This window comes from Nonlabens sp. SCSIO 43208 (assembly GCF_050703575.1).
GTDB lineage: Bacteria > Bacteroidota > Bacteroidia > Flavobacteriales > Flavobacteriaceae > Nonlabens > Nonlabens tegetincola.
Genome location: NZ_CP065365.1, coordinates 129,948 through 154,280, shown reverse-complemented (window position 1 = coordinate 154,280; position 24,333 = coordinate 129,948). Strand labels below are relative to the sequence as shown.

Sequence of the window (24,333 nt, the reverse complement as noted above, 5' to 3'; positions counted from 1 at the left end):
TGAGGTTAATTATATGCGTATGAGGTCATTTACTGCTGTTATAAGTTTTTTGACTGAAAAGGGTTTTGTGAAGTAGAGGTCGGCGCCTAAGGAAAGACCCTTTTCAATGTCGGCGGCTTTATTTTTTGCAGATAGAAATATGATTTTCGCTTTCGCGAAAGCGGGATTATCTTTAATTCTAGCGATAGTTTCATACCCATCTACTTGTGGCATCATAATGTCTAGGATAACCAGATCAGGAATCTCTTGCTCCATTATTTTAAGGGCCTCGCTTCCATCCCTAGCGATAAAAACATTGTAGTTTTGTTTTTGAAATGCGTATTCCAAAGACATAACTATATTAGGTTCATCGTCTACTATTAGTAATTTTTTCATGCATTTTCTTTTTGTAATTCAATAATGAATCTAGCTCCTTTAAGGTAATTTTTATCTATTTCAATGATGCCGTTATGGCTTTCAATGATTTGACGACTGATGGCTAATCCCATACCACTACCTAAAGGTTTTTTAATATTTTGATTATTTGATTGATAGAATTTTTCAAATATGTATTTCATGTCTTCTTGAGGAATTCCCTTACCGTTATCCTCAAAGGTGAGCTTTACGCGATTTCCTAGATCTTTACCATTGATATTGATGTGGCCGTTATGTTCAGGAACAAATTTGATACTGTTACTCAATAAATTAGTAAAAACCTGAAGGATGCGGTCCTCATCGTAAACCAGCGTAACGTCTTCAACTTGCGATGCATCAATTTTAACGCCTTTTCTACTAGCCAATTGATAGATGCCGTCGACAGCCTTTTTAACTGTTGATTGTAGGTTATTGGTTCTTTTATGCATGATTTCTCTACCACTAGATAATTTCTCTAGATCTAGAATGTTGGTAATTAAAACACTCAAACGGTCAGCATCGGCAACGATGTTATTTAGGAATTTTTGCCTGAGTTCTTCTGGCATGTCATCATCATCTGCCAGAATTTCACTTGCTGCTCTTATTGAGGCTGTAGGTGTTTTGAGTTCATGAGCAACTGTGTCAAGAAATTCATCTTTTTGTTTGTCTTTCTCAATCAAAGCTTCGTTTGCCTGCTGCAAACTGTCGGTTAACCTTTGAAGGTCATAAGATTGTTGCTGTAGTTGCTTGTTTGCGCTTATAGTTTCTTTATTTTCTTCAAGTATTTTGAGAACTTCTGGTAGAGTGACAGGTTGTTCTTTTACAACGCTACCAATCATGAGCTTTGCACTAGCAGCACCTATGGAGCCCGTTAGTATTTTTTCAGAAAAATTGACTAGTCTTGCGTCGGCCTTTTCTTCATTGGGGTTTATGTTGTATTTACGGTAAAATAAGGTAAGAGCTCGATGGGTTTTTTTGGCTCCTAAAAATCTTATGAGGACCTGCTCTATATCGGTTTTATTTGCCTCGCCTTTCCATACATAGGCATTTTCACCCATTTTAAGACTGCTTGCATTAACCACCATTTCAGCGTAATTACGTTCTCGATAATTTCCTTTACGAATAACTGAAAAAACGAGATAGAACATAAGGTTGATCACCATTGACCAAAAGAAAGCGTGTGGTACAGGTGGCATAAAATCTAACCCGAATAGGGCATAAGGTTTTAAAAGTTCCCAACCAAAAGGTCCATCACTTGTAAATTTACTATTGGAAACAAAAACATCTGTAATAAAAGGTAGTGCGAGCGTATAAAAGGTAACAGTTGAACCTGCTAGTATGCCCATTTTTGCAGCTGTTGCACTACCTCTATTCCAAAATAAACCTATGAAAAATGCTGGGGCCAGTTGTGCGATTATGACAAATGCGATTAACCCAATACTAAAAAGTGATAACTCAATATTGAAGTTGACATAGAAAATATAAGCACCAATTATTAAACTGAAGATCGCAACTCGTCTAATGTTCTTAATGGTTTGAAAATTACTTTCAGAATTGTTTTTATTAAGTACCTTAAGAAAACCGTAGGGTATAATTAAATTGTTACTTACCATAGTGCTCAATGCTAGTGCGCTTACTACTACCATAGAGATTACGGAAGAAAGCCCACCTAGAAAAACCATTAATCCGATTAATTTGTGACCATGATGCAAGGGTAAAAACAAGGTGTAATAATCTGGATTAACCTGATTGCCTAATACTAATTTTCCTGCCCATGCAATAAAAATTACAAATACGTTGAATAACAACAAATACAATGGAAAAACCCAACTTGCTTTTTTTAAATGGTTGGTAGACGTGTTTTCCACAACGCTCGCTTGGAATTGTCTGGGAAGTAGAAATATGGCAAAAAAGGAAAGTGCGATCATAAAATACCAATTGATACTCGATTCCATATTTTCAAAGGTGGCCAGTTTGTCAAATTCTTCCAGAGCGCTTATTTGATTATAGATATCAATAGTTCCATCGAATAGATAGAACGTTGCATATATCCCTATAATTAAAAAGAATATGAGTTTTAAAACACTTTCAATAGCAACAGAGAACATGAGGCCACTGCGTTGTTGTGAAGCATCAGTAGTTTGTGTGCCAAAAAGAGCAGCAAACACTGCGAGTAAAATCGCTATGTAGAAAGTACTATCTGTAAGTAATGAATTGCTTTTATCACCTGTAGTCAAAATATCAAATGTTTCTGATACAGCTTTTAATTGCAATGCTATATAGGGAACAACAGCGATAACACAAATAACGGTTACTATAGCTCCAATGGATCGATTATTACCATATCGTAGCGATATAAAGTCTGCGATGCTCGATACTTGATGTTGCTTTGATACTAAAACAATGCGTTTCATTACTAAAATCCATAAGGGTAGCGCGATAACCGGACCTAGGTAAGTGGTTAAAAAACCTATACCATCAGTAGCGGCAATTCCTACACTACCATAGTAAGTCCAAGCACTACAATAAACAGCAAGTGAAAGTGAGTACACCCAAGGATTGTGAACCCATTTTGAATTAGATCTACGATCGGCCCAAATACCCATTCCAAATAGGAGAAGCAGGTAGCACACTATTACGATTATAAGAGCATAATTAGGCATAGCGTTTTACAATTAAATAAGTAATGAAAATACTTACCAACCACATAAAGAATATGTAGGCATATAAAATAGGCACTCCAAGGATGGAATCACTATAATTGAATATCCATAGGATTGGGACGTTCAAAAATATGACTAGAGCTATTGAAAGTATGACTAATTTTTGTTGGTGTCTTTTTTTCATGCTTAGTACTGAAATACTAGTTTAAATAATCTTTGATTCCTTAAATATCGGTTTTTTAAATTATTATAAGCTTTGCTATGTTCAGAAAAAATTGGTGTTAATACACAGTAAAACCAGATAACATACAAAGTTTAGGGAAACCTTGCATGTTACCAGGTTTGTAATTATTAATGTCCAGTAGCCTCACCAGCACCACTAGGAATACGAATGTTCTCCACAATTTCCTGGACGTCTTTTGGAGGAGCGCTAGTCAGGTGACATACCACAAGACTTACCACAAAGTTTACGAGCATAGCGATGCTACCAAACCCTTCTGGAGAGATACCAAACCACCATTCTTCTTTACTAGGTAAGGTGGCATCAAACCATCCTAATTTATATTTTATCATGTAAAGTAGCATACAAACGATACCTACTACCATACCAGCAATAGCACCTTCTTTATTCATACGCTTGTAGAAAATTCCCAGTATTATTGCAGGGAAAAATGATGCAGCAGCTAGTCCAAAGGCTAATGCTACAACAGCAGCCACAAATCCTGGCGGATTGATACCAAAATAACCAGCTACACACACAGCACCTACAGCACTTAAACGTGCAGCGATTAACTCACCTTTTTCTGAGATATTAGGATTTACTACCTTTTTGATTAAATCATGAGATACAGATGAAGAAATAACTAACAATAATCCTGCTGCTGTAGATAAAGCTGCAGCAAGACCACCGGCAGCAACCAGAGCGATTACCCAATCAGGTAAATTTGCAATTTCAGGATTTGCAAGAACCATAATGTCTCTATCTACATAAAGTTCGTTGGCTACAGCAGTATCTGCATTTGTGGTAATTCTATTACCGATTGCAGTTCTATTTTTTTCATCATACATGGGTTTGTTTTTATTACCTGCAAATGCATTTCCAGGCCCGTATTGAATTTTCCCATCTCCATTTTTATCTGCCCATGCAATCAATCCAATTTCTTCATAGTTCTTTAACCATTCTGGTTGATCGGCATAGGATTTACCAACTACACTGTCAATCATATTAGTTTTTGCAAATACTGCTACTGCAGGTGCCATGGTATAAAGAATTGCAATAAGTAACAAGGCCCATCCTGCACTTTTACGAGCATCTTTCACACGTTTCACCGTGAAAAAACGGACAATCACGTGAGGTAATCCTGCGGTACCTACCATTAAAGCAAGAGTAATTGCAAATACATCAATCATAGATTTTGAACCATCTGTATAGGCATTGAAACCTAGTTCTGTACTTAATCCATCTAGTTTATCCAGTAAATATCCAGATCCATCTACCATTTCACTACCCATTCCTAATTGTGGAACAGGGTTTCCTGTCATTTGGATAGAGATAAAAATTGCAGGAACCGTAAACGCAAATATTAAGACACAATATTGTGCTACCTGAGTATAGGTTATTCCTTTCATACCACCTAAAACCGCATAAAATAATACGATTATCATACCTATGATCACACCTGTGTTGATCTCAACTTCTAGGAAACGTGAAAACACAAGTCCTACGCCTCGCATTTGTCCAGCTACATAAGTAAAGGAAACTAGTAGAGCACAAAAAACTGCTACCAGTCGAGCAGTTTTAGAATAATAACGATCTCCTATGAAGTCTGGTACTGTAAATTTCCCAAACTTTCTCAGGTAAGGAGCTAGTAATAAGGCTAGTAGTACATATCCACCAGTCCAGCCCATGAGGTAAACCGAGCCGTCATATCCGGCAAAGGCAATAATTCCTGCCATAGAGATAAATGATGCGGCGCTCATCCAGTCTGCTGCGGTAGCCATACCATTAGCAAGTGGTGATACGCCACCACCGGCAACATAAAATTCTTTAGTAGAACCTGCTCGTGACCAGATAGCGATACCTATGTATAAGGCAAAAGTGACTCCTACTAGAATATAAGTCCAAATTTGAACATCCATAATTGAAAAGTTTTTTAGTGTTATTTGATATTGTAGTGTATGAGATTTTTGATAATCTCGCTTTCGCGAAAGCGTACTTAAACACTACCAATTGTATAATGATTTTAAATACTAGTCTTCGTCAAAACCGTATTTTTTGTCTAGCTTATTCATAATGCGTACATAAACGAAAATGAGTATGACGAAAACATAAATAGAACCTTGTTGGGCAAACCAAAATCCAAGTTTAAATCCACCTAACCTGAATTGATTAAGAGCATCTTTAAAAAGAATTCCGGCGCCGTATGAAACTAGAAACCATATGAGTAAGAGTCCTACAAGATATTTGATATTCTCTTTCCAATATGCTGTTGCATTTGATTTTTTATCAGACATAATTAATTGATTTTAGGTTACAGATATATCATTCCTTGAACAGTAAAAGTGCCTACTGCATCTAGATTACCATATTTTTGATTTGAATATTCAACGGACAACTTTGAATGATGGCCTGTGAAATATAGATTGCCACCGATCCCAAATCTAGTGGCGTTGTCATTTATAGCATCTATCCTGCGGTAGTTAAAGGAAGAATATGGCTGTATTTTTACTTTACGATCTGTCTCTCCTGGTAATAGATACCCTACATGCGTATAAAGCATACTACCTGTCTCATAGGTTTGACCTAACGTGAAATTTTCACCATAGTTGCTGTTTTGATATTGTAAATAGGCAGTAATTGAAGATCCATTGTCACCTAATGGTGCATCATAGAAAGCATCTAATGAGAAAATGGAAACATCTTCACCTATAAAATCATTAGTTTGAGCATCAAGAATTGTAGATCCATTAGGATGATAGAAGAAACCAGCTCCTATATTGAATACTCGTTTGCTACCCAAATAGGAACCTACTTTATAAGGTAAAAAATTACTCTCTTGATCAAGGAAGTTATAATCAAAATAACCAGCATAGTTCTTACTAGCCTCTGCACCACCCAAAATAGCACGACCATTGTAGGTTGCTGTGTTTATGGTAGGCGTACCATTGATGTCTAGACTGTTTGTGATAGCTTCATTTACTGAAACTCGGTATTGTAAATTACCAAATTTACCTTTTAAGTAAACGCCCATGTGTCTAGCAAATTGATCACTCAACCCTATCGTAGACCAACTTTGACGATTGTTGTCTAACGTGAGCATGTTTAAGGTACTTTGATTATTGGCTCTTGATATTCCATTCCAATAATGCAATCCACCACCTATTGAGTGATCTGTAGTTAACTGCCATTCACCCCATACGTCATGAAAGAAAAGTTGAGAGCTATCACTTTTACCAACAGGTCCCATGTTGTTGGCATTTTGACTGTTAAGACCAAAATGAGTAAGGATCAGGAATTTTTTAGTTAGTTGTGCATACATAAGAATGCGGGCACGTCTTATAGAAAAATTGAGATCGGCTTCTTCATTACCTGTGGAATTGAGCGTTGTATTATCAGTGTGTTGTGCCCAAAATTGAGCCCACGAGATAATTCTAAAATACTTGGAACCATCTTCATTTAATTTCACTTTCATTCCTCCGGTATATTCTGTAGCGCCTTGACTAAAGCCAAGAAAGGAAGCTGTAAATAGAAATAGAAGTAAAGGGATGTACTTGTTTTTCATAAGTTTATAATTAAGAGTTTGGTTATGCGATCATCAAATTAATCGCACTACTAACCTCTATAAAAACTTATGTTAAGGAAAATTTAATATAGTTAATTGGTAAGAGTATAGGTTTTAATCTCTAAATCGTTCCCATTTAATAAGCATGAATTTATCGCCAAGTTCTGTTACTACTACACCAGCGCCCTTTAATTCATTGATATTTGAGAAGTAGTTGGCTAGTTCTGTGTGATTTAATATTTTATAAGTTGGATGGTATTTATTATTGTAAGGTCTTTTGATTTTATATTTTTTCACCCAATTCATCACGCTTACATGTGATATACCTAAAATACGCTCTATTTCTCTGTAAGTGAGTCCTTCAAGATATAATTGAAGTGCTTTGTTAACGTAGTAATCATCAATCTTCTTACCCATTTTTTCAACGGTAAAATTATAGTTACAATCTTTACATTTGTAACGTTGTCTACCTTTAATCACACCGCTTTTTATCTGATTTTGAGAGGAACAGTTAGGGCAAATTTTCATAACTATATTAATTTTGCATAAATATAGTAAATTAGCAACAATATGATTTTTAACTTATTTTATTATCAAGTTAGTGGTTGCTTAAATCCATATTGATGAATTTTAATAAATAAAAAGGCCACACAATTGTGTGGCCTTTTTATTTGTTATGACCTTCAATAATTAGTCATTCTTGATACTTGAAACAAAGTCTTTAACGGTATCTTGTAAAGATGATTTCGGATTTGAAATCTGACGGATGAATTCACTACCTATGATTGCTCCATTCACGTGCTTGCATGCTGCTAGGTAGTTTTCTCTTGTTTTTATATTAAATCCAGTTAAAATCGGTGATTTAAGATTAAGTGATTTTAATTTGTTCAAATACTCACTAGCATCATCAAAATTGGATTTGGTACCTGTAGTGCTAGCACTACTTACTGCGTAAATGAAACCATTAGAAAATTCATCTATTTGTTTTATGCGGTTTGTTGAGGTTTGAGGCGTTACTAAAAATACATTGCATAAATCATATTTCTCAAACAAATGCTTGTATTGTGAAGTATAAACTTCTAATGGTAAATCAGGAATTATCAATCCATCCACACCGACTTCCTTACATCTTTTACAAAAATGTTCTATACCATATTGCATTACTGGATTAAAATAGCCCATAAGCAGTACTGGAACATCATGTTTTGAGGTTTCCAATTGATTGAACAGTACCTCGATACTCATACCATTTTCTAATGCTATTTTAGAACTTTCTTGAATAGTAGGGCCATCTGCTAGTGGATCGCTGAATGGAATTCCAATTTCAATAAGATCTACTCCAGATTTCTCTAATTCATTAAGAATAATCGTTGTATCCTCTAATTTAGGATAACCTGCGGTGAAAAATATATTGAGTAAATCAGTCGACTTACGGTTGAACAAGTGTGTGAGTTTATTTGAGATCATATTATTTGAGATTCAATTCATTCATATAAGTGTTCATGTCTTTATCACCACGACCAGAAAGATTAATGACTACCCTATCAGTTGATTTTAGGTCTAAGTCTTTAAGGACTGAAAAAGCATGAGCAGTTTCCAATGCAGGAATAATACCTTCTAATCGACTACATTCAACAGCAGCCTTGAGTGCATCTTCATCTGTGACAGCCATATATCGTGCTCGTTCACTTACTTTTAACCATGCGTGGGCTGGACCAATTCCTGGATAATCTAAACCAGCGCTTATGCTATGAGGTTCTATAACTTGTCCGTCCTTGTCTTGCATCATTATACTGCGACTTGCGTGGAGTACTCCTGGAGTTCCTAGGTTTAATGTAGCGGCTGTTTTGTCAGTATGTATTCCTAACCCAGCGGCTTCAACACCAACTAATTTTACCGATGGATCATCAAGAAAATGGTAAAATGCACCCATAGCATTTGATCCACCACCTACACATGCAATTACATAATCAGGCAAACCATCCATTTGATTTTTAATTTCTTGTGAAATAACAGATTGATACCTAGCTACCATATCTGGATAAGGATGAGGTCCTACAACAGAACCTATAATATAATGCGTGTCTTCAGGATTATTGATCCAGTCTCTCATAGCCTCATTAGTAGCATCCTTTAATGTTTTGGATCCGCTAGTAGCAGGTTTTACAGTAGCACCTAGCATTTTCATGCGCGCTACATTTGGTGCTTGGCGTTCAATGTCTTTTTCGCCCATATACACGATACAATCAAGACCCTTGAGAGCACATACAGTAGCAGTTGCTACACCATGTTGACCAGCACCAGTTTCTGCAATGATTCTTTTTTTACCTAATCGTTGAGCAAGTAAGATCTGACCAATGGTATTATTAACTTTGTGAGCGCCAGTGTGACATAAATCTTCACGTTTTAACCAAATTTCTGCACCATATTTCTCAGATAATCTTTGGGCTAGAAATAAAGGAGTAGGTCTACCAACGTAGTCCTTAAGTAACTGTTGGAATTCGTTTTGAAAACTTTCACTTTTTTCAATAGCGAGATAATTTTCCTTTAATTCTTCAATATTAGGGTACAATAACTCTGGTATAAAGGCACCACCGAATTCTCCATAAAAGCCTTGTTCATTCACTTGGTACTTACTCATTGCGTAGTTCTTTAATAAATTGCTTAATCGTTTCTATATTTTTTTCTCCAGGACTAATTTCAAACTGAGAGTTCAAATCAACTCCTAATAACATTTCATGGTTTAGGTTTTTAAGGTTTGTTGCATCCTTAGGACCTATCCCACCACTTAGTATAAAGGGCACATTTCCTATATAGTTTTCAAGTATTGACCAATTGAATTTTTTCCCAGATCCTCCATAATGTTTGGTTGCTGTATCAAAAAGGAAAAAAACCTTACCCGGATACTCTGTCGCTAGGGATTCCCAATTGCGTAAACTATCAAAATCATAGTCGGTACTTATTTGGAAAGCTTTAAAAATTTTGAGATCTAATTCTAGCAATGCTTTCGCGAAAGCGGGATCCTCATCACCATGTAATTGAACAACGTCTAACTGCAAAGGAATAATGTCATTAAGAATCTCTTGCATACTGGCGTTTACATAAACGCCAACAGTGCCTTTATTCATTGTAAGTTGCTCTATGGCTAGGGATTGATCTTGATCGACAAACCTTTTGCTTTTCGGGTATTTGATTATACCCATAAAGTCGATATCAAGCTGTTGGAGTGCTTCTATATTTTTGGGCTCACGCATGCCACAAACCTTTATAATCATACTGTGATTTCTTTAATAAAAGTAGAACAGCTTATACCAGGTTGATCGGTTTTCATAAAATTTTCACCGATTAAAAAGCCTTTAAAACCTATAGATTGAAGTTTTTTTACAGTTGCTGGATTTGAGATGCCGCTCTCACTTATTGCAATTACGTTCTCAGGAAAATGAGGCAGTAAATCAATACTGTTTTGAATGTCTGTTTTGAACCTTTTAAGATCTCTGTTATTAACTCCTATTATAAATTTTTCAGGATCTAAGTTTTCAGTAACCTTCTTAATGTTTTCTAACTCAGTTAAGTTGTGAACTTCAAATAGAATTTCTAATTCTAGATTGAGTGCTTCATTAGCCAAAGTAGTAAGTTGTTCATTAGATAGACAGGCTGCTATCAATAAGATAGCATCTGCGCCATAGGCTTTTGCTTCATGAATTTGATACATGTCCACGATAAAATCCTTTCTTAGTATAGGGATGTTTATCAGTTTTCTGGCTTGTTCAAGATCTTGTAAACTTCCGCCAAAGAATGGAGTGTCAGTTAAACAGCTTATTGCGCTTGCACCTGCCTTTTCATAACCCAACACCACCTCTTCAAGAGATGCAGGACAATTGAAGCTGCCCTTACTAGGGCTTTGACGTTTATGCTCTGCAATAATGCCGCTACCTTTTTTAATGGATTCATGAAGTGACAAGGTTTTACGAGAACAAAGAGGCATTTCTCTTAAATCTTGTATGCTTTTCAAGGATCGTCGTTGAACAACATCCTTAGTGGTTTGTATGGTGATTTTTTCTAAAATATCCGACATTATAATTCGTTTATGCGTGATGAATATTTAATAGGTTTTTGAAGCTACTTAATGCTTTACCACTCTCTAATGAATCTTTTGCAACAATTACCGCTTGTTTTAACGAGATGTTTCTTGCTATTGATATGGCTGTGGCAGCATTTGCAATTACCACGTTTTGCTGTTCGGAAGTTGCTTTGTTTTCAAGTACATTGGTAAAAATTTTTGCAGCCTCTTTTACCGTGTTACCGCCGTAAATTTGATCAGCTTTTAATTGATTTAGATTAAAATCTTGTGGAGATAGGTCTTTAACTCCTTCATGTGTTGCAACCCTTGTATTACTAGTTAGACTTACTTCATCGTATCCATCGTGCGCATGTAAAATGGCATATTTCTTATCAGATTCTGTTTGAAATAAGTACTCATAGTTACGAGCTAGTTGTAAATTAAAAACTCCTACGCTTTGTAATCTGGGTCTGGCAGGATTAACTAACGGTCCTAGCATGTTGAAGAATGTTTTTACTCCTAACTCTTTTCTTATAGGAGCAACTGCTTTCATAGCCGGATGAAATAAGGGCGCATGAAGAAAAGTGATGTTAGTCTTTTCAATTTGCTTGGTTATTAAATCTAGGTCGTTAGTAAATTTAAAGCCTAGATATTCCATGACATTACTAGATCCACTCACAGAACTTACACCATAGTTACCATGTTTTGCAACAGGAATCCCAGCACCTGCGGTTACAAAACTGGCCAGTGTGCTTATATTAAAAGTGTCCTTGCCATCACCACCAGTACCACAAAGATCGATTGGGTTATATTTTTGTAAGTCTACTAAAAGTGCCTGCTCTAGCATTGCATCTCTAAATCCTGCAAGCTCCTCGACAGTGATACTGCGCATTCCATATACCGTTAGGAAGGCTGCAATTTGACTAGCGTTTACCTCACCGCTTGTTATGGCAGTAAGGATTTCGTGAGCTCGCTTTCGCGAAAGCGTTCTATGTTCAAACAAGGCTGTTAAAACTTCTTTCATTTAAATGATATTTAGGAAGTTAGCTAGCATTTTTTTTCCATGTGGAGTCATGATACTTTCTGGATGAAACTGAACTCCATAAATTGGTAAGGTTGAATGTCTGAGAGCCATTATTTGATCGTTTTCATCTGTAGCTGTTATTTGTAATTCATCTGGAAAAGCCTCTTTTTTTGCTACCCAGCTGTGATACCTACCTGCATCAAATTGAGATGGGATGTCCTTAAATAATTCATCGTTCTTATGAGTCATTTTTGTGGATAAACCATGATAAACCTTTTCTAGATTGATGATTTCACCACCAAAAACTTCTGTAATAGCTTGGTGTCCTAGACAAATTCCTAAAAGTGGCTTTTTGTCTTTCAAATATTGAATGATTGGTAATAAATTTCCAGCCTCGCTAGGAATTCCTGGTCCTGGTGATAGTACAACAGCATCATACTTTTCACAATCCTCTGGTGAAATTTCATCGTTGCGCACAACCGTTACGTCTGCATTCAGATCTTCTAGATAATGCACTAGATTGTAAGTGAAGCTGTCGTAGTTGTCTATTAAAATTATTTTCTTCATGTTACTGTTGGATGAATTTACCGGACTCCTTGTCTATATAGTATTTGTCAACAAAACCATTACATTCTCTTTCAATGGATAAACTTTCTGTCAAAAAGCCATCACAATATTCTGTTCCTCCAGACTCAGCAAGTTTAAAAGAGTCTAACACGATGCCTTCATCATTAAATGTACGCATATGGATTTCCACAATATTGTTTTTATCCTTTCGATATTCTTTTTTAAGGATTAAAACATCAAAATTTTCATTAGGATAAATGATATTATTGAATTTCGTATCCATAGCATAAGCTAGAGCGATTTCATCCTCCGTTAGCAATCGTAATTCTTCACCTTCTGGAGTATAGAATTTATCGGCATTAGGTAACGCTAGACCATTTTGATCTTTTGAATAATCCACATAAAAAATTTTCTTATTTCCAGTCGTGCAACTCACTATTGCTATAAATGCTAAAAATGTCAAAAACTTATTTTTCATGATTTGCTAATTTTATTGCTTTTCTTAATGCGTTTGTTTTGTTATAAACCTCTTGTGTCTCATCTTCGATGTTGCTTTCAATTACAACACCTGCACCAGCTCTAAATTCCAATTGATTATTTCTTGATAAAATACTACGGATTATAATGGCGTGATTAAAATTTCCATCAAAACCTAAATAGCCTATCGCACCACCATAAAATTCACGATTACTTTTTTCGTATTTATCAATTAATTGCATGGCATTGTGTTTGGGAGCGCCGCTTAATGTTCCAGCTGGAAAGGTATCTCCCACAAGTTCTAATCGATCTTTTTCATCGAGAATTTTTCCTGTTACCTTACTTACCATGTGAATTACGTGCGAGTAAAAGTGAATACTTTGATAGTCCTGTACTTGAACATTTCTTGCATGTCTGCTTAAATCATTACGAGCTAGGTCCACTAACATAACATGTTCCGCAGTTTCCTTAGGATCGCTTTTAAGCTTTTGAGCAGCTTCATAGTCAGCTGTGTCATTGCCTGTTCTTTTGTAAGTACCTGCAATAGGTTGAATACTGGCATAATCATTTTTTACGATTAATTGAGCCTCTGGTGACGAGCCAAATATTCTGAAATTACCGTAGTCAAAATAAAATAAATAAGGACTAGGATTTATAGCTCGTAATTGACGGTATACTTGAAAGTCGTCTCCTTTAAAGGATTGCTTGAATTTTCTAGAAAGTACAATCTGAAAAACATCACCTCGTTTACAATGGGCTTTTCCTTGTTTTACTAATTCTTTAAAGGATTGATCACTCATCTCAGAGCTTTCTTCTCCTATGTTATAATAATTGTAAGTGGCAATATCACGATGGGTGATGATAGAACACACCTCTTCTAATCTACTTATATAATTTTCGTAGACGTGATCAAATACATATAATTGATTATGAAAATGATCAAACACAATTACATTTTGAAAAACTTGATAGTAGGCGAGTGGTATGTTTTCGCTTTCGCGAAAGCGGAATTCAATATTTTCAAAATGTTGAACGGCGTCATAACTTAAATAACCATATAGACCTTCAATGGGAAATGCGAATTCGTGATCTTGCTGCTCAAAATGATTTTTGAAATTCTCAAGACCAGAGGTTAGGCGATACTCCTTTTTTAGATCTACGACAGATTTTTTGCCATCAGGAAAAACCGAAATTTCTTCTTCATTTGTCAATTCAAATGATGCTATAGGGTTGCAGCAAATGAAAGAGTAGCTATTATTGCGCTGTCCGTATTCATTACTCTCCAGTAAGATGCTATTAGGATACTTGTCCCTTAATCTTAGATAAATACTTACAGGTGTAAGCGTATCTGCTAGAATTTCCCGGTGTGTTGTTTTTGCTTTAAATATTTTATTCATTTCATATCAAAAAAAAATGGTCTACCGTAAAGTAGACCATTTAAATTATTTAAACATACAGGTGACTTTACGGCTATTGAGCTGTATTATTCCACCACCAAGTATGAAGAGTTCTTGTAAACATGTGGTCAAAGTTACTACTGCATTTTGAAACAAACAAGAGTTAGCAAAATTTTAATATCCATCATCATGAATTCCACTAACTGCTCTTCCAGAAGGGTCATTCATATTTTTAAATGCTTCATCCCATTCAAGAGCTACAGGTGTGGAACATGCAACAGACTTTAAACTAGGTACACAACTGGCAGCAGCGTCACTAGGAAAATGTGTACTGAAAATATTGCGGTAGTAGTATTCTTCTTTGTTTTGTGGTGGATTAATTTTAAATTTATAAGGAGCTGCTTCCATCATTTCATCAGTAACTTCCTTTTCAACCATTTCTTTAAGAGTATCAATCCAGCTATAGCCTACACCATCACTAAATTGCTCTTTTTGTCGCCATGCTACACTTTTAGGAAGATAGTCTTCAAAGGCTTCTCTTAAAATATGCTTCTCCATTTTTCCATTACTGCACATCTTATCTTCTGGATTTAGTCTCATTGCAACATCCATAAATTCTTTATCTAGAAAAGGAACTCTTCCTTCGATTCCCCAAGCTGCAAGTGATTTATTTGCTCTTAAGTTATCATAAAGGTGTAAGGTATCTAGTTTGCGAACTGTTTCTTTATGAAATTCTTCTGCATTTGGTGCCTTATGAAAGTAAAGATAACCACCGAAAATCTCGTCACTTCCTTCACCTGATAAAACCATTTTTATACCCATAGACTTAATCACTCTAGCTAATAAATACATTGGTGTTGATGCTCTTACAGTTGTAACATCATATGTTTCTAAATAATAAATGACGTCTTTAATCGCATCTAACCCTTCTTGAATAGTGAAGTTTACCTCGTGGTGCACGGTTCCTATATGGTCTGCTACTACCTGTGCGGCTGCTAGATCTGGGCTACCTTTAAGTCCTATTGCAAAACTGTGTAGTTGAGGCCACCACGCATCGGCATGATCTCCCGTCTCTACTCTTCTAGATGCAAATTTCTTTGCGACTGCACTTACTAGAGAGCTATCTAAACCACCTGATAATAAAACACCATAAGGTACATCACTCATAAGATGACGTTTTACTGATTCTTCCATGGCCTTACGTAAGTCTGCAACTGAGCTTACATTTGATTTAACTGCATCATATTCTTTCCAATCTCTATCATACCATTTTGTGAAATCCTTATCTTCACTGTAATAGTAATGTCCTGGTGGGAAAGGTGAAATTTCGTTGCATGTTCCTTCCAAGGCTTTTAATTCACTAGCAACATAGAATTGACCTAGTTCGTCAGTTCCATAATATAAGGGTATTATTCCCTGATGATCTCTTGCACAAAGAAAAACATCTTTTTCACTGTCGTATAGTGCAAATCCATACATGCCTGTTAAATCATCTAAAAAGTCTACACCTTTTTCTTGGTATAAGGCTAGTATAACTTCACAGTCTGATTTTGTTTGAAACTCATAGTCATGGTATTGCTTTCTGATTTCTTGGTGGTTGTATATTTCACCGTTAACTGCAAGTACAACTTTCCCATCTGGACTATACAAGGGTTGTCCTCCCGATTGTGGATCAACAATAGTTAGTCTTTCGTGAGCAAGTATAGCTTTTTCACCACAATATATTCCAGACCAATCTGGACCACGATGTCTTAATTTTTTTGATAGTTCTAATACTGATTGACGTTGTTCTTTGCTGTCTTTTTTAAGTTCAAAGACTCCTACTATTCCGCACATAATTGTTGGTTTTTTTGGTTTAAATTTATTCAATAAAAAAAGGCCTACTATGAAGCAGGCCTTTTGTAATATTTATAAATACCAAGTCTACTTCATCGCTTTCGCAATAAATTATTATTAGAATTGATATTATTATTGTTTTTTAACATGTGTCAAAGATAGAATAAAATTTTTAAAATCAAAACTGAGTTTAAAAATCAATTAATGTGAGCCATTTTTTTTAATTACCTCAGGCATCTTAGCAGCAAAACGATTGAATCTAGGAATAGAGATGTTTTGTATGTAACTATTGTTAGGATGTAATCGTGCGTAATCTTGATGATAATCTTCGGCTACCCAAAATTTTTGAAAAGCTTTTACTTCTGCTGCAACTTTGTAACCTTCTTTTGTTAAAGCTTCAATTTTATTTTGAATAATCTGTTTTTGCTCGTCATTCTGATAAAAGATAATGCTACGATATGCTTTTCCAATATCAGGTCCTTGACCGTTAACTTGCTCAATATTTTGGGAAGCAAAATAAACGTCAACTAGCGTTTTAAAACTAACTTTATTTGGGTCATAGATGATTTCATTTGCCTCTGCATGGTTGCCATGATTACGATAGGTTGGATTCTGCATAGTACCGCCAGAATAACCAGAAATGGATTCACTAACACCTTGTACGTTTTCGTAGATCTCTTCTACACACCAAAAACATCCACTAGCAAAATAAGCTCTTTCCATCCCATCTTGCGCAGGGACTTCAACTGGAGTTGCATAGGTGATTTCTTGCTGTGAGATTTCTTTGGTTTCATTTCCACATGCTGTGTTTATTAAAACCAAAAGTGTATACATTAAAAGTTTCATATTATATTTTTTTCAAAACTAGATATTAGGTTAATCCAGCCATATTAAAGAGCCGTTAAAAGCTGTAACAGAACTATCACAAAAGGATATAATAAAAAAAAACCTCAACGTATAGTTGAGGTTTTTCAAGTAAGTTTTTTTAAGGATAATTATTTGACCTTAGAAAAAGTTTTTTGCATTTCTTCAGCTTGTTCTTCTGCAAGGGCTGCATCTACCAATATACGTCCAGAGTGCTCGTCAGTAATTATTTTTTTACGACTAGCAATTTCCACCTGTACTTGCGGTGGAATAGTAAAAAAGGAACCTTTTGAAGCGCCACGCTCTATAGGAACCACAGCTAGACCATTACGTACACTTTCTCTAATACGCTTGTATGCTTTAATTAAACGGTCTTCAATTTTAGTTGAGTAGTCGTTCGATAATTTAAGCAACGCATTTTCTTCCTTTTCAGTTTCCTTAAGGATCTCTTCAAGCTCAGATTTTTTATGCTTTAAGTGCTCTTCACGATCAGATAGTTTTTGTTTACTTTGGTCGATCACTTGTTTTTGCTGCTCGATTTGAGCTTTAAACTCCTTAATATGCTTCTCAGCTAGTTGGATTTCTAGCTCTTGAAATTCTATTTCTTTAGAAAGCGAGTTAAACTCACGATTGTTTCTAACATTTTTTTGTTGTTCAGTGTATTTCGAGATCAAGGCTTTAGCCTCTTCAATCAAGTTTTTTCTATCACTGATGTTACCTTGCAATTCTTCTAAATGTACATTTAGTTTCCCTATACGTGCATTTAAACCTGCTACTTCATCTTCTAGATCTTGAACCTCTAGAGGTAGTTCTCCTCGTACGTTACGTATCTCATCTATTCTAGAATCAATTAATTGTAGGTTGTAAAGTTCTCTTAACTTCTGTTCTACAGTAGCTTCGTTCTTTTTTGCCATCGTCTAATAATAGTTTACTGGGTTTGTTTGCGCTTGTGCACAAAGAATTGCAAAATTAGTAAATTTTTCAGTAAGATATTCAGTTAAAAGATTTTTTGTAAACTGCTCACTCTCATAATGTCCAATATCGCACAATAGAATATCTTGACCTTGAAAAAAATCGTGGTATTTTAAATCTGCCGTAACGTAAGCATCTGCACCATAGCTTTTTGCGTTTTGAATAGCAAAAGCCCCAGATCCTCCTAACACTGCAACTTTTTTTATAGTACGCTTTCGCGAAAGCGAAGTTCTTATCGCATTATGGTTAAAAGTAGACTTAAGTGTTGATATAAAATCTTCTATTTCTAACTCTTCAGGAAATTCTCCTACACAACCCATTCCAATTTTTTGGTATGAATTTTCCAATGTTACTATTTCATACGCAACTTCCTCATAGGGATGTGATTCTTTGAGTGTTTTGAGAATTTTTGATTCGAGATGTGGTAAATAGGTTATATGTAATTGTTTTTCTTTTTCTGTAGATCGAATTCCTGCCACTCCATATCGTGGATTGCTTAATTCATTACCCTTAAACGTTCCGTCACCATCAACACTGAAACCGCATTCCTTGTAATTACCTATGTGTCCAGCGCCGGATTGGAATAAAGTATTTTGTACTTGATCGAAATGCTCAATAGGTATGTAGGTGGTAAGTTTTTTAATGAGATTATTTTTAGGCGCAAGGGTTTTTAAATTTTGTAAACCTAGTTCTTGTGCCATTCTATAGCTTACACCACCGTGAGCAACGTCTAGTGCTGTGTGCGTCGCATAGATCGCAATGTCATTTTTGATAGCTTTAATTATAACTCGTTTCACATAATCATCTGGTCTTAAATTTTTAATTCCTTTAAAGATTATAGGGTGAAATGCTACAATTAAATTACAGGATTTGTCAATTGCTTCATCTACCACATTCTCTAAGCAGTCTAAGGTTACTAAAACGCCAGTGATTGGTGTTTCGTAAGATCCCACTAAAAGACCTACGTTGTCAAAGTCCTCGGCATAACGTAACGGTGCTAATTTTTCTATGTAATTGGTGATGTCTCTAATAACTGTCATAAACCAGATTTAATCTAATGTAAAATTAGTCTACTTTTGGGTTATGATAAAATGGCGGCTTATTTTATATCCATTTTCTGTCTTGTACGATGGGATTACAAGAGTCCGTAATTGGGCATTTGATAAAGGTTTACTTGTTTCCAAATCGTACGATATTCCAGTAATTGCTGTAGGTAATTTAAGTACTGGCGGAACGGGAAAAACACCTATGGTGGAGTATTTGATTGAATTACTTGCGAATAAACGTGTTGCAGTACTGAGCAGAGGTTATGGACGTAAAACAAGAGGTTTTAAATATGTCGGTACCGATTCACTTCCAAAGGAAGTTGGAGATGAACCTGCTCAAATCAAACAGAAATTTGGTAATTCTATTGTAAGTGCTGTATGTGAAAGTAGAGTTGAAGGTATTGATAGAATAATTTCCCAAAATACTGTAGATGTAATTATCCTAGACGACGCTTATCAACATAGATATGTAAAGGCAAGTGACTATATTTTACTTACTAGTTATGATAAGCTTTATAGTGATGATTTTGTATTACCTGCTGGTAATTTAAGAGAATCACGCAAAGGTGCTAGTAGGGCTACTTGTATCGTTGTTACAAAATGCCCAGTTAATCTAACTGATCAAAATAGACTGGAAATTAAAAAGAAACTACGAGTACTGCCTGAGCAAAAGTTATTTTTCAGCTATATTGATTATGAACAAAATGTAATTAGTGAAGGAGAATTATTGCCACTTAAATCACTAGACAATCAGACGATCGCTGCAGTAGCTGGAATAGCAAAACCTACCTTTTTTTTTAAACATTTAGAGGAAAATCTAAATAAGGTAGTTACTTATACTTATCAAGACCATTTCGATTATAATCATTCAATGGTTCAAAATTGGAGTGAAGATGTTATTATTACTACAGAAAAGGATTATGTTAAGCTTAAAAAATTCAAGCAGCTCAATCTTTTTTATTTACCGATAAAAAATAAGTTCTTAGGGAACAAACTTGAATTAAATGATTTGAATATTTGAGAAAGCTCTTTGAATCTTTCCAAAGAATTCATCCATTTTAAAAGGTTTTGGTATAATATCATCAAAACCTATTTCTATCAATTCATCTTGAGCATTTTCTAGTGTTACAGCGGTAAGTGCCAGTAGTGGAGTTTTAGAGTTGAATTTGCGTATTTCGACAGTCGCTCTTTTTCCATCCATGACGGGCATATGAATGTCCATAAGGATAAGGTCATACTCGTTTGCTCTAGCCATAGCAACAGCTTCTTCACCGTTATTTGCTACATCACATATAAATTCTTTTTGTTCAAGAATTTTCTTAGTAATCATTTGATTGATTTTGTTGTCCTCAACTATGAGAACTTTTTTCCCTTTTAATATTTCAAATTCTGGAGTTTCAGTTTTTAAAATAGGAGCTGTTTTGGCAGGTGTAGGAACTTCATCATGAGATCCGTAAACTGCGATTGGAGTAGGTGTTGGTGCCTTAGTATTATTACTATCTAATTGATCAACAAAAGAATTACTATCTGGATTATTAAAATCTATTGCAAAAGAAAAAACACTTCCTTTACCAACTTCGCTTTCGAGCTTTATTTCACTACCCATAAGAGTAACTAACTTCTTAACAATAGCAAGTCCTAAGCCTGTACCACCGTGTTCACGTGCAGTTTCTATATTTTCTTGGGTGAAATTTTCGAAAATTTGTTCTTGTCTATCCTTGGATATCCCTTTTCCAGTATCTTGAACCTCAAATAAAATCTTACTCTTTTCTTTAGATTTTTTAATTAGTTTAGTTTTTATAGTTATAGTACCATTACTTGTAAACTTGATACTATTTCCTAAGAGATTAATTAAAATTTGAGAAATCTTTACTGGATCTCCAACTAAAGAACTAGCAATAGCTTCATCATGAATAATCACAATTTTATTGTTTTTATCCTTGACCTGTTTGTCTAGAGTTTTAACTATATCTGCAATTCGTTTTCTTAAATCAAATTTTATTTCTTCTAACTCTACTTTGTTGGCTTCTAATTTATTAAAGTCAAGAATGTTGTCTATAAGAGATAAAAGATATTCACCTGATGACTTTAATGTTTCTAAATGTTCTTGTTGATCATCTCTAGGAGATGAACTTAAAAGTAAATGTGTAAGACCCGTAACAGCATACATAGGAGTTCGTAATTCGTGCGTAATGGTAGATAAAAAATCCGCTTTGATTTGTGCAGCATCTTGTGCTTTATTACGCTCATTTATAAGTGCCGATTTTTCATGAGCAAGTCGGCTGTTACGTTTTGCTTTGAGTATATTACGTCTGAACAATGCTAACGAAGTGATTGTTAAAAGAGTAATAAACATACAAAGTATGATGTAGTAATTCTCCTTGTTTTCTAATTCCTTGTCCTTTTGGGTAATTATTCCTTTTAATGACTCAATTTCACTATTTAAACTAGAAAGTTGTTTAGCATTTTCACCACCAATAAATCCATTGTCTTCAATAGTTTGAACATGCTTTTCTAGATATACTAAGCTATTTTGATAATCTTGGAGATCTCTGTAATGCTGCGCAAACAACTTATAGAGCTTAATTTCGAGAAGAGGAAATTGATTTTCTTTAATAAGTATTTGAGCTAGGCTATAATAAATATTCGCTTCTTCATAATTATTTTTAGAATGTGCAATTTCTCCTAAAGTAAGGTAAGCTTGAGTTTGTTCATATTCCAGACCTTTTTCTTCAAGTCTAGGGATAAGATCGTTAAGTACCGCAGTAGTAACCGTATAATTTTTTTCAAAAAAGTTAAGTTGAGCAGTATATAATTCCGATTTCAAAAATAATCTATGAGTGTCACCTAATTTTTTGGTAATCGAAAAGGTAGATGTAAATACGGAGTCAGCTTTAGAGAATTCTTTTTTCAAGAATGCTCTTCTACCTTTTAAATACTCCAAATAAATGAAAGCATTCTGTGATAATTCCTCGTCTTTAAATTGCACAAAAGGTGATGTAGGATTTTCACCTGAAGAGGATTCTAACTCTAGTTCTATGAAATAAAGATCGAGTAAACGATCACCATAGTCATCATTGATTAATGTTCTGGAATCAATGATCAATGATTTAGCTTCATCAAAATCTCGTGAGTCAATAAGTCCTTCTACTCGTTCTAGTAGAACTCGAGATGCAGTATTCAACCCTTGATTTGTTTCACTATTGGAAACTTGTCCAAAAGCAAACACGCAACATAATTGTGCGAATAATAGCGCTATGTTTCGTAAAAGATTAATACTGTATTTTTTAGCCTAACAAATATATCATTCTAATTTCTGAGTATGTTAAATAATATACGAATTACCTCTATATAATGCAGTTCGTCGATAAAATACCCTTTAAAGGGTACTGATTTTTGCTGACAAATCTGCAAGGCGATTGGAATATCCTGTCTCATTATCGTACCACCCAATTAGTTTGACCATCTTTCCTATTACTGATGTCATACTGGAATCAAACACGCACGAATAAGGAGATCCGGCGATGTCCTTTGAAACGTAGGGCAGATCTGTGTACTCCATGATAGTATTGTTTTTAGCAGCATATTCATAGAAGGCTTTATTCACTTGTTCTATACTTACAACTTCTTCAACATTAATTGTCATATCTGTTAAACTGCCGTTGGGAACTGGAACTCTTATGCCACAACCGCCTATAACATTACTCAAGTCTGGAAATACCTTGGTTAATGCTTTAGCAGCACCTGTGGTGGTAGGTATAATAGATTGCGCTGCTGCTCTTGCCCTTCGTAAATCTCGGTGAGGTTGATCATGCAAACTTTGGTCACTAGTATAGCTGTGAACTGTAGAAATGTAAGCATTTTCAATCCCGCACAAGTCCTTTACTACTTTAATTAAGGGAGCAGCATTGTTTGTTGTACAACTAGCATTGGATACAATCAAATCCGAAGTATCTAGAATTTCTTCATTAACACCTAGCACAATTGTCTTAATATCATCGTCAATAGGCGGTGCGCTTAAAATAACTTTACTGGCACCTGCATCTAAATGTTTAGAAAGTTGAGATTTATCTTTGAATTTACCAGTTGCTTCAATTACAATATCAACATTTCTCCAATTGAGATCGTCAAGACTGTATTGAGTGCTATAAGCTATTCTTGACCCGTTAATAATTAAATCTTGATTTTCAAAAGAAACCTCAGCATCAGTTCTACCATGAATACTATCATACTTAAACAAATGAGCCATCACCTCAATAGGGGCAATGTCATTTATGGCAACAACTTCAAGATCGTTACGAGACAATGTGGTTCTTAGAAAAGTACGACCTATACGTCCAAAGCCGTTTATAGCAACTCTAACCATAAATAGTAATTATAAAATGTGTTTATGAGCCTTGTAGGAGCTACGCACTAGTGCGCCACTTTCTACATGACGGAAACCCATTTCTAGACCAATGGTCTCATATTTTTTAAATTGCTCTGGCTTTATAAATTCTTTAACCGGTAAGTGTTTTTTACTAGGTTGTAAATACTGACCTATAGTCACAACGTCAACATTGTGATCTCTTAAATCACGCATGGTTTGAATTACCTCATCTTCTTGCTCTCCTAGACCTAGCATGATACCAGATTTAGTTCGATTAATTCCTTGCTCTTTTAAGTATTTAAGAACACCCAAACTTTGGTCATATTTTGCTTGAATTCTTACCTCACGAGTAAGGCGACGTACGGTTTCCATATTATGTGAAACAACCTCGGGATTAGCCTCGACGATACGGTCTAGGTTTCTTCTATTTCCTTGAAAATCTGGTATAAGAGTTTCTAGAGTTGTTTCTGGGTTCATTCTTCTAATGGCTGCTACAGTTTCTTGCCAAATGATAGATCCCATATCTTTAAGGTCGTCACGGTCTACACTCGTGATTACAGCATGTTTAATTCCCATGAGCTTGATGGAACGTGCTACTTTCTCAGGTTCTGCCCAATCGACATCATCTGGTCTACCCGTTTTTACTCCACAAAATCCACAAGATCTTGTACACGTATTACCTAGAATCATGAATGTAGCAGTTCCTTCTGTCCAGCATTCTCCCATGTTTGGACAACTACCACTTGTACAAATAGTATGTAGTTTATACTTATCTACAGTGCCACGCAGTTCTTTATACTTTTGACCTACAGGTAATTTTACCCTTAACCATTTTGGTTTACCTTTAGTTGGTGGTGCTACTGATTCTTGTACTGTATTCATA

Annotated in this window: 23 protein-coding genes; 1 reads left to right on the top strand and 22 read right to left on the bottom strand. The window is 35.3% G+C overall.

From position 1 onward, the window contains the following. Positions 1–9 precede the first annotated feature (9 nt). From I5168_RS00805 to I5168_RS00715, 19 genes are all read right to left on the bottom strand, one after another. The gene (locus tag I5168_RS00805) at positions 10–375 is read right to left on the bottom strand and encodes a response regulator transcription factor (RefSeq protein ID WP_042278803.1); all 366 of its coding nucleotides are present in this window, start codon (positions 373–375) and stop codon (positions 10–12) included. Further along, the gene (locus I5168_RS00800) at positions 372–3,056 is read right to left on the bottom strand and encodes an ATP-binding protein (RefSeq protein WP_431472151.1); all 2,685 of its coding nucleotides are present in this window, start codon (positions 3,054–3,056) and stop codon (positions 372–374) included. Before I5168_RS00800 ends, I5168_RS00805 begins: the two co-directional genes overlap by 4 nt. After that, positions 3,049–3,240 carry a hypothetical protein gene (locus I5168_RS00795; RefSeq protein WP_431472150.1) on the bottom strand — a complete coding sequence of 64 codons (192 nt, stop codon included), beginning with the start codon at positions 3,238–3,240 and terminating at the stop codon, positions 3,049–3,051. Before I5168_RS00795 ends, I5168_RS00800 begins: the two co-directional genes overlap by 8 nt. Before the next feature lie 167 nt (positions 3,241–3,407). Further along, complete coding sequence (locus tag I5168_RS00790) at positions 3,408–5,195, bottom strand: sodium:solute symporter family protein (RefSeq protein ID WP_105018428.1); 1,788 nt, start codon at positions 5,193–5,195, stop codon at positions 3,408–3,410. Positions 5,196–5,306: 111 nt separating this feature from the next. Continuing rightward, a complete protein-coding gene (locus I5168_RS00785; protein ID WP_085774239.1) occupies positions 5,307–5,570 on the bottom strand; it encodes a DUF4212 domain-containing protein in 264 nt (87 codons plus the stop codon). Positions 5,571–5,587: 17 nt separating this feature from the next. Beyond that, entirely contained in the window at positions 5,588–6,838 is a 1,251-nt protein-coding gene (locus tag I5168_RS00780; RefSeq protein ID WP_431472149.1) for a hypothetical protein, read from the bottom strand. 114 nt (positions 6,839–6,952) lie between these two features. Next, positions 6,953–7,366, bottom strand: a complete 414-nt coding sequence (locus tag I5168_RS00775) for an IS1/IS1595 family N-terminal zinc-binding domain-containing protein (protein ID WP_042278811.1) — start codon at positions 7,364–7,366, stop codon at positions 6,953–6,955. A gap of 162 nt (positions 7,367–7,528) precedes the next feature. Continuing rightward, positions 7,529–8,305: a tryptophan synthase subunit alpha gene (gene trpA, locus I5168_RS00770; RefSeq protein WP_431472148.1), complete on the bottom strand. Its 777-nt coding sequence runs from the start codon at positions 8,303–8,305 to the stop codon at positions 7,529–7,531. Position 8,306: 1 nt separating this feature from the next. After that, a complete protein-coding gene (gene trpB, locus I5168_RS00765) occupies positions 8,307–9,479 on the bottom strand; it encodes a tryptophan synthase subunit beta (protein ID WP_431472147.1) in 1,173 nt (390 codons plus the stop codon). Next, positions 9,472–10,113 carry a phosphoribosylanthranilate isomerase gene (locus I5168_RS00760; protein ID WP_431472146.1) on the bottom strand — a complete coding sequence of 214 codons (642 nt, stop codon included), beginning with the start codon at positions 10,111–10,113 and terminating at the stop codon, positions 9,472–9,474. Before I5168_RS00760 ends, trpB begins: the two co-directional genes overlap by 8 nt. Next, positions 10,110–10,913 carry an indole-3-glycerol phosphate synthase TrpC gene (gene trpC, locus I5168_RS00755; protein ID WP_431472145.1) on the bottom strand — a complete coding sequence of 268 codons (804 nt, stop codon included), beginning with the start codon at positions 10,911–10,913 and terminating at the stop codon, positions 10,110–10,112. Before trpC ends, I5168_RS00760 begins: the two co-directional genes overlap by 4 nt. Before the next feature lie 10 nt (positions 10,914–10,923). Continuing rightward, positions 10,924–11,922 carry an anthranilate phosphoribosyltransferase gene (gene trpD, locus I5168_RS00750; RefSeq protein ID WP_431472144.1) on the bottom strand — a complete coding sequence of 333 codons (999 nt, stop codon included), beginning with the start codon at positions 11,920–11,922 and terminating at the stop codon, positions 10,924–10,926. Continuing rightward, positions 11,923–12,489 carry an anthranilate synthase component II gene (locus I5168_RS00745; RefSeq protein WP_105018435.1) on the bottom strand — a complete coding sequence of 189 codons (567 nt, stop codon included), beginning with the start codon at positions 12,487–12,489 and terminating at the stop codon, positions 11,923–11,925. Between the two features lies 1 nt (position 12,490). Beyond that, complete coding sequence (locus tag I5168_RS00740) at positions 12,491–12,889, bottom strand: hypothetical protein (protein WP_157539221.1); 399 nt, start codon at positions 12,887–12,889, stop codon at positions 12,491–12,493. Between the two features lie 67 nt (positions 12,890–12,956). Next, positions 12,957–14,363 carry a chorismate-binding protein gene (locus I5168_RS00735; RefSeq protein WP_431472143.1) on the bottom strand — a complete coding sequence of 469 codons (1,407 nt, stop codon included), beginning with the start codon at positions 14,361–14,363 and terminating at the stop codon, positions 12,957–12,959. A gap of 174 nt (positions 14,364–14,537) precedes the next feature. Beyond that, on the bottom strand, positions 14,538–16,199 hold the full coding sequence (gene asnB / locus I5168_RS00730) for an asparagine synthase B (protein WP_042278823.1): 1,662 nt from the start codon (positions 16,197–16,199) through the stop codon (positions 14,538–14,540). Between the two features lie 201 nt (positions 16,200–16,400). Next, a complete protein-coding gene (gene msrA, locus I5168_RS00725; RefSeq protein WP_431472142.1) occupies positions 16,401–17,045 on the bottom strand; it encodes a peptide-methionine (S)-S-oxide reductase MsrA in 645 nt (214 codons plus the stop codon). Between the two features lie 149 nt (positions 17,046–17,194). After that, positions 17,195–17,977: a zinc ribbon domain-containing protein gene (locus I5168_RS00720; protein WP_060523034.1), complete on the bottom strand. Its 783-nt coding sequence runs from the start codon at positions 17,975–17,977 to the stop codon at positions 17,195–17,197. Between the two features lie 3 nt (positions 17,978–17,980). After that, positions 17,981–19,075: a Nif3-like dinuclear metal center hexameric protein gene (locus I5168_RS00715; protein ID WP_431472141.1), complete on the bottom strand. Its 1,095-nt coding sequence runs from the start codon at positions 19,073–19,075 to the stop codon at positions 17,981–17,983. A gap of 43 nt (positions 19,076–19,118) precedes the next feature. Here I5168_RS00715 and lpxK point away from each other — a divergent pair, with 43 nt between their 5' ends. Then, positions 19,119–20,102, top strand: a complete 984-nt coding sequence (gene lpxK / locus I5168_RS00710; RefSeq protein ID WP_431472140.1) for a tetraacyldisaccharide 4'-kinase — start codon at positions 19,119–19,121, stop codon at positions 20,100–20,102. Here the strand turns inward: lpxK and I5168_RS00705 are convergent. From I5168_RS00705 to lipA, 3 genes are all read right to left on the bottom strand, one after another. Next, positions 20,082–22,310: an ATP-binding protein gene (locus tag I5168_RS00705; protein WP_431472139.1), complete on the bottom strand. Its 2,229-nt coding sequence runs from the start codon at positions 22,308–22,310 to the stop codon at positions 20,082–20,084. The two genes, lpxK and I5168_RS00705, sit on opposite strands and share 21 nt — an antisense overlap. 150 nt (positions 22,311–22,460) lie before the next feature. Next, positions 22,461–23,447, bottom strand: coding sequence for a type I glyceraldehyde-3-phosphate dehydrogenase (gap, locus tag I5168_RS00700; RefSeq protein ID WP_105018442.1), 987 nt, complete (start codon positions 23,445–23,447; stop codon positions 22,461–22,463). 9 nt (positions 23,448–23,456) lie between these two features. Beyond that, positions 23,457–24,332 carry a lipoyl synthase gene (gene lipA, locus I5168_RS00695; protein WP_042278834.1) on the bottom strand — a complete coding sequence of 292 codons (876 nt, stop codon included), beginning with the start codon at positions 24,330–24,332 and terminating at the stop codon, positions 23,457–23,459. Between the last annotated feature and the right edge of the window lies 1 nt (position 24,333).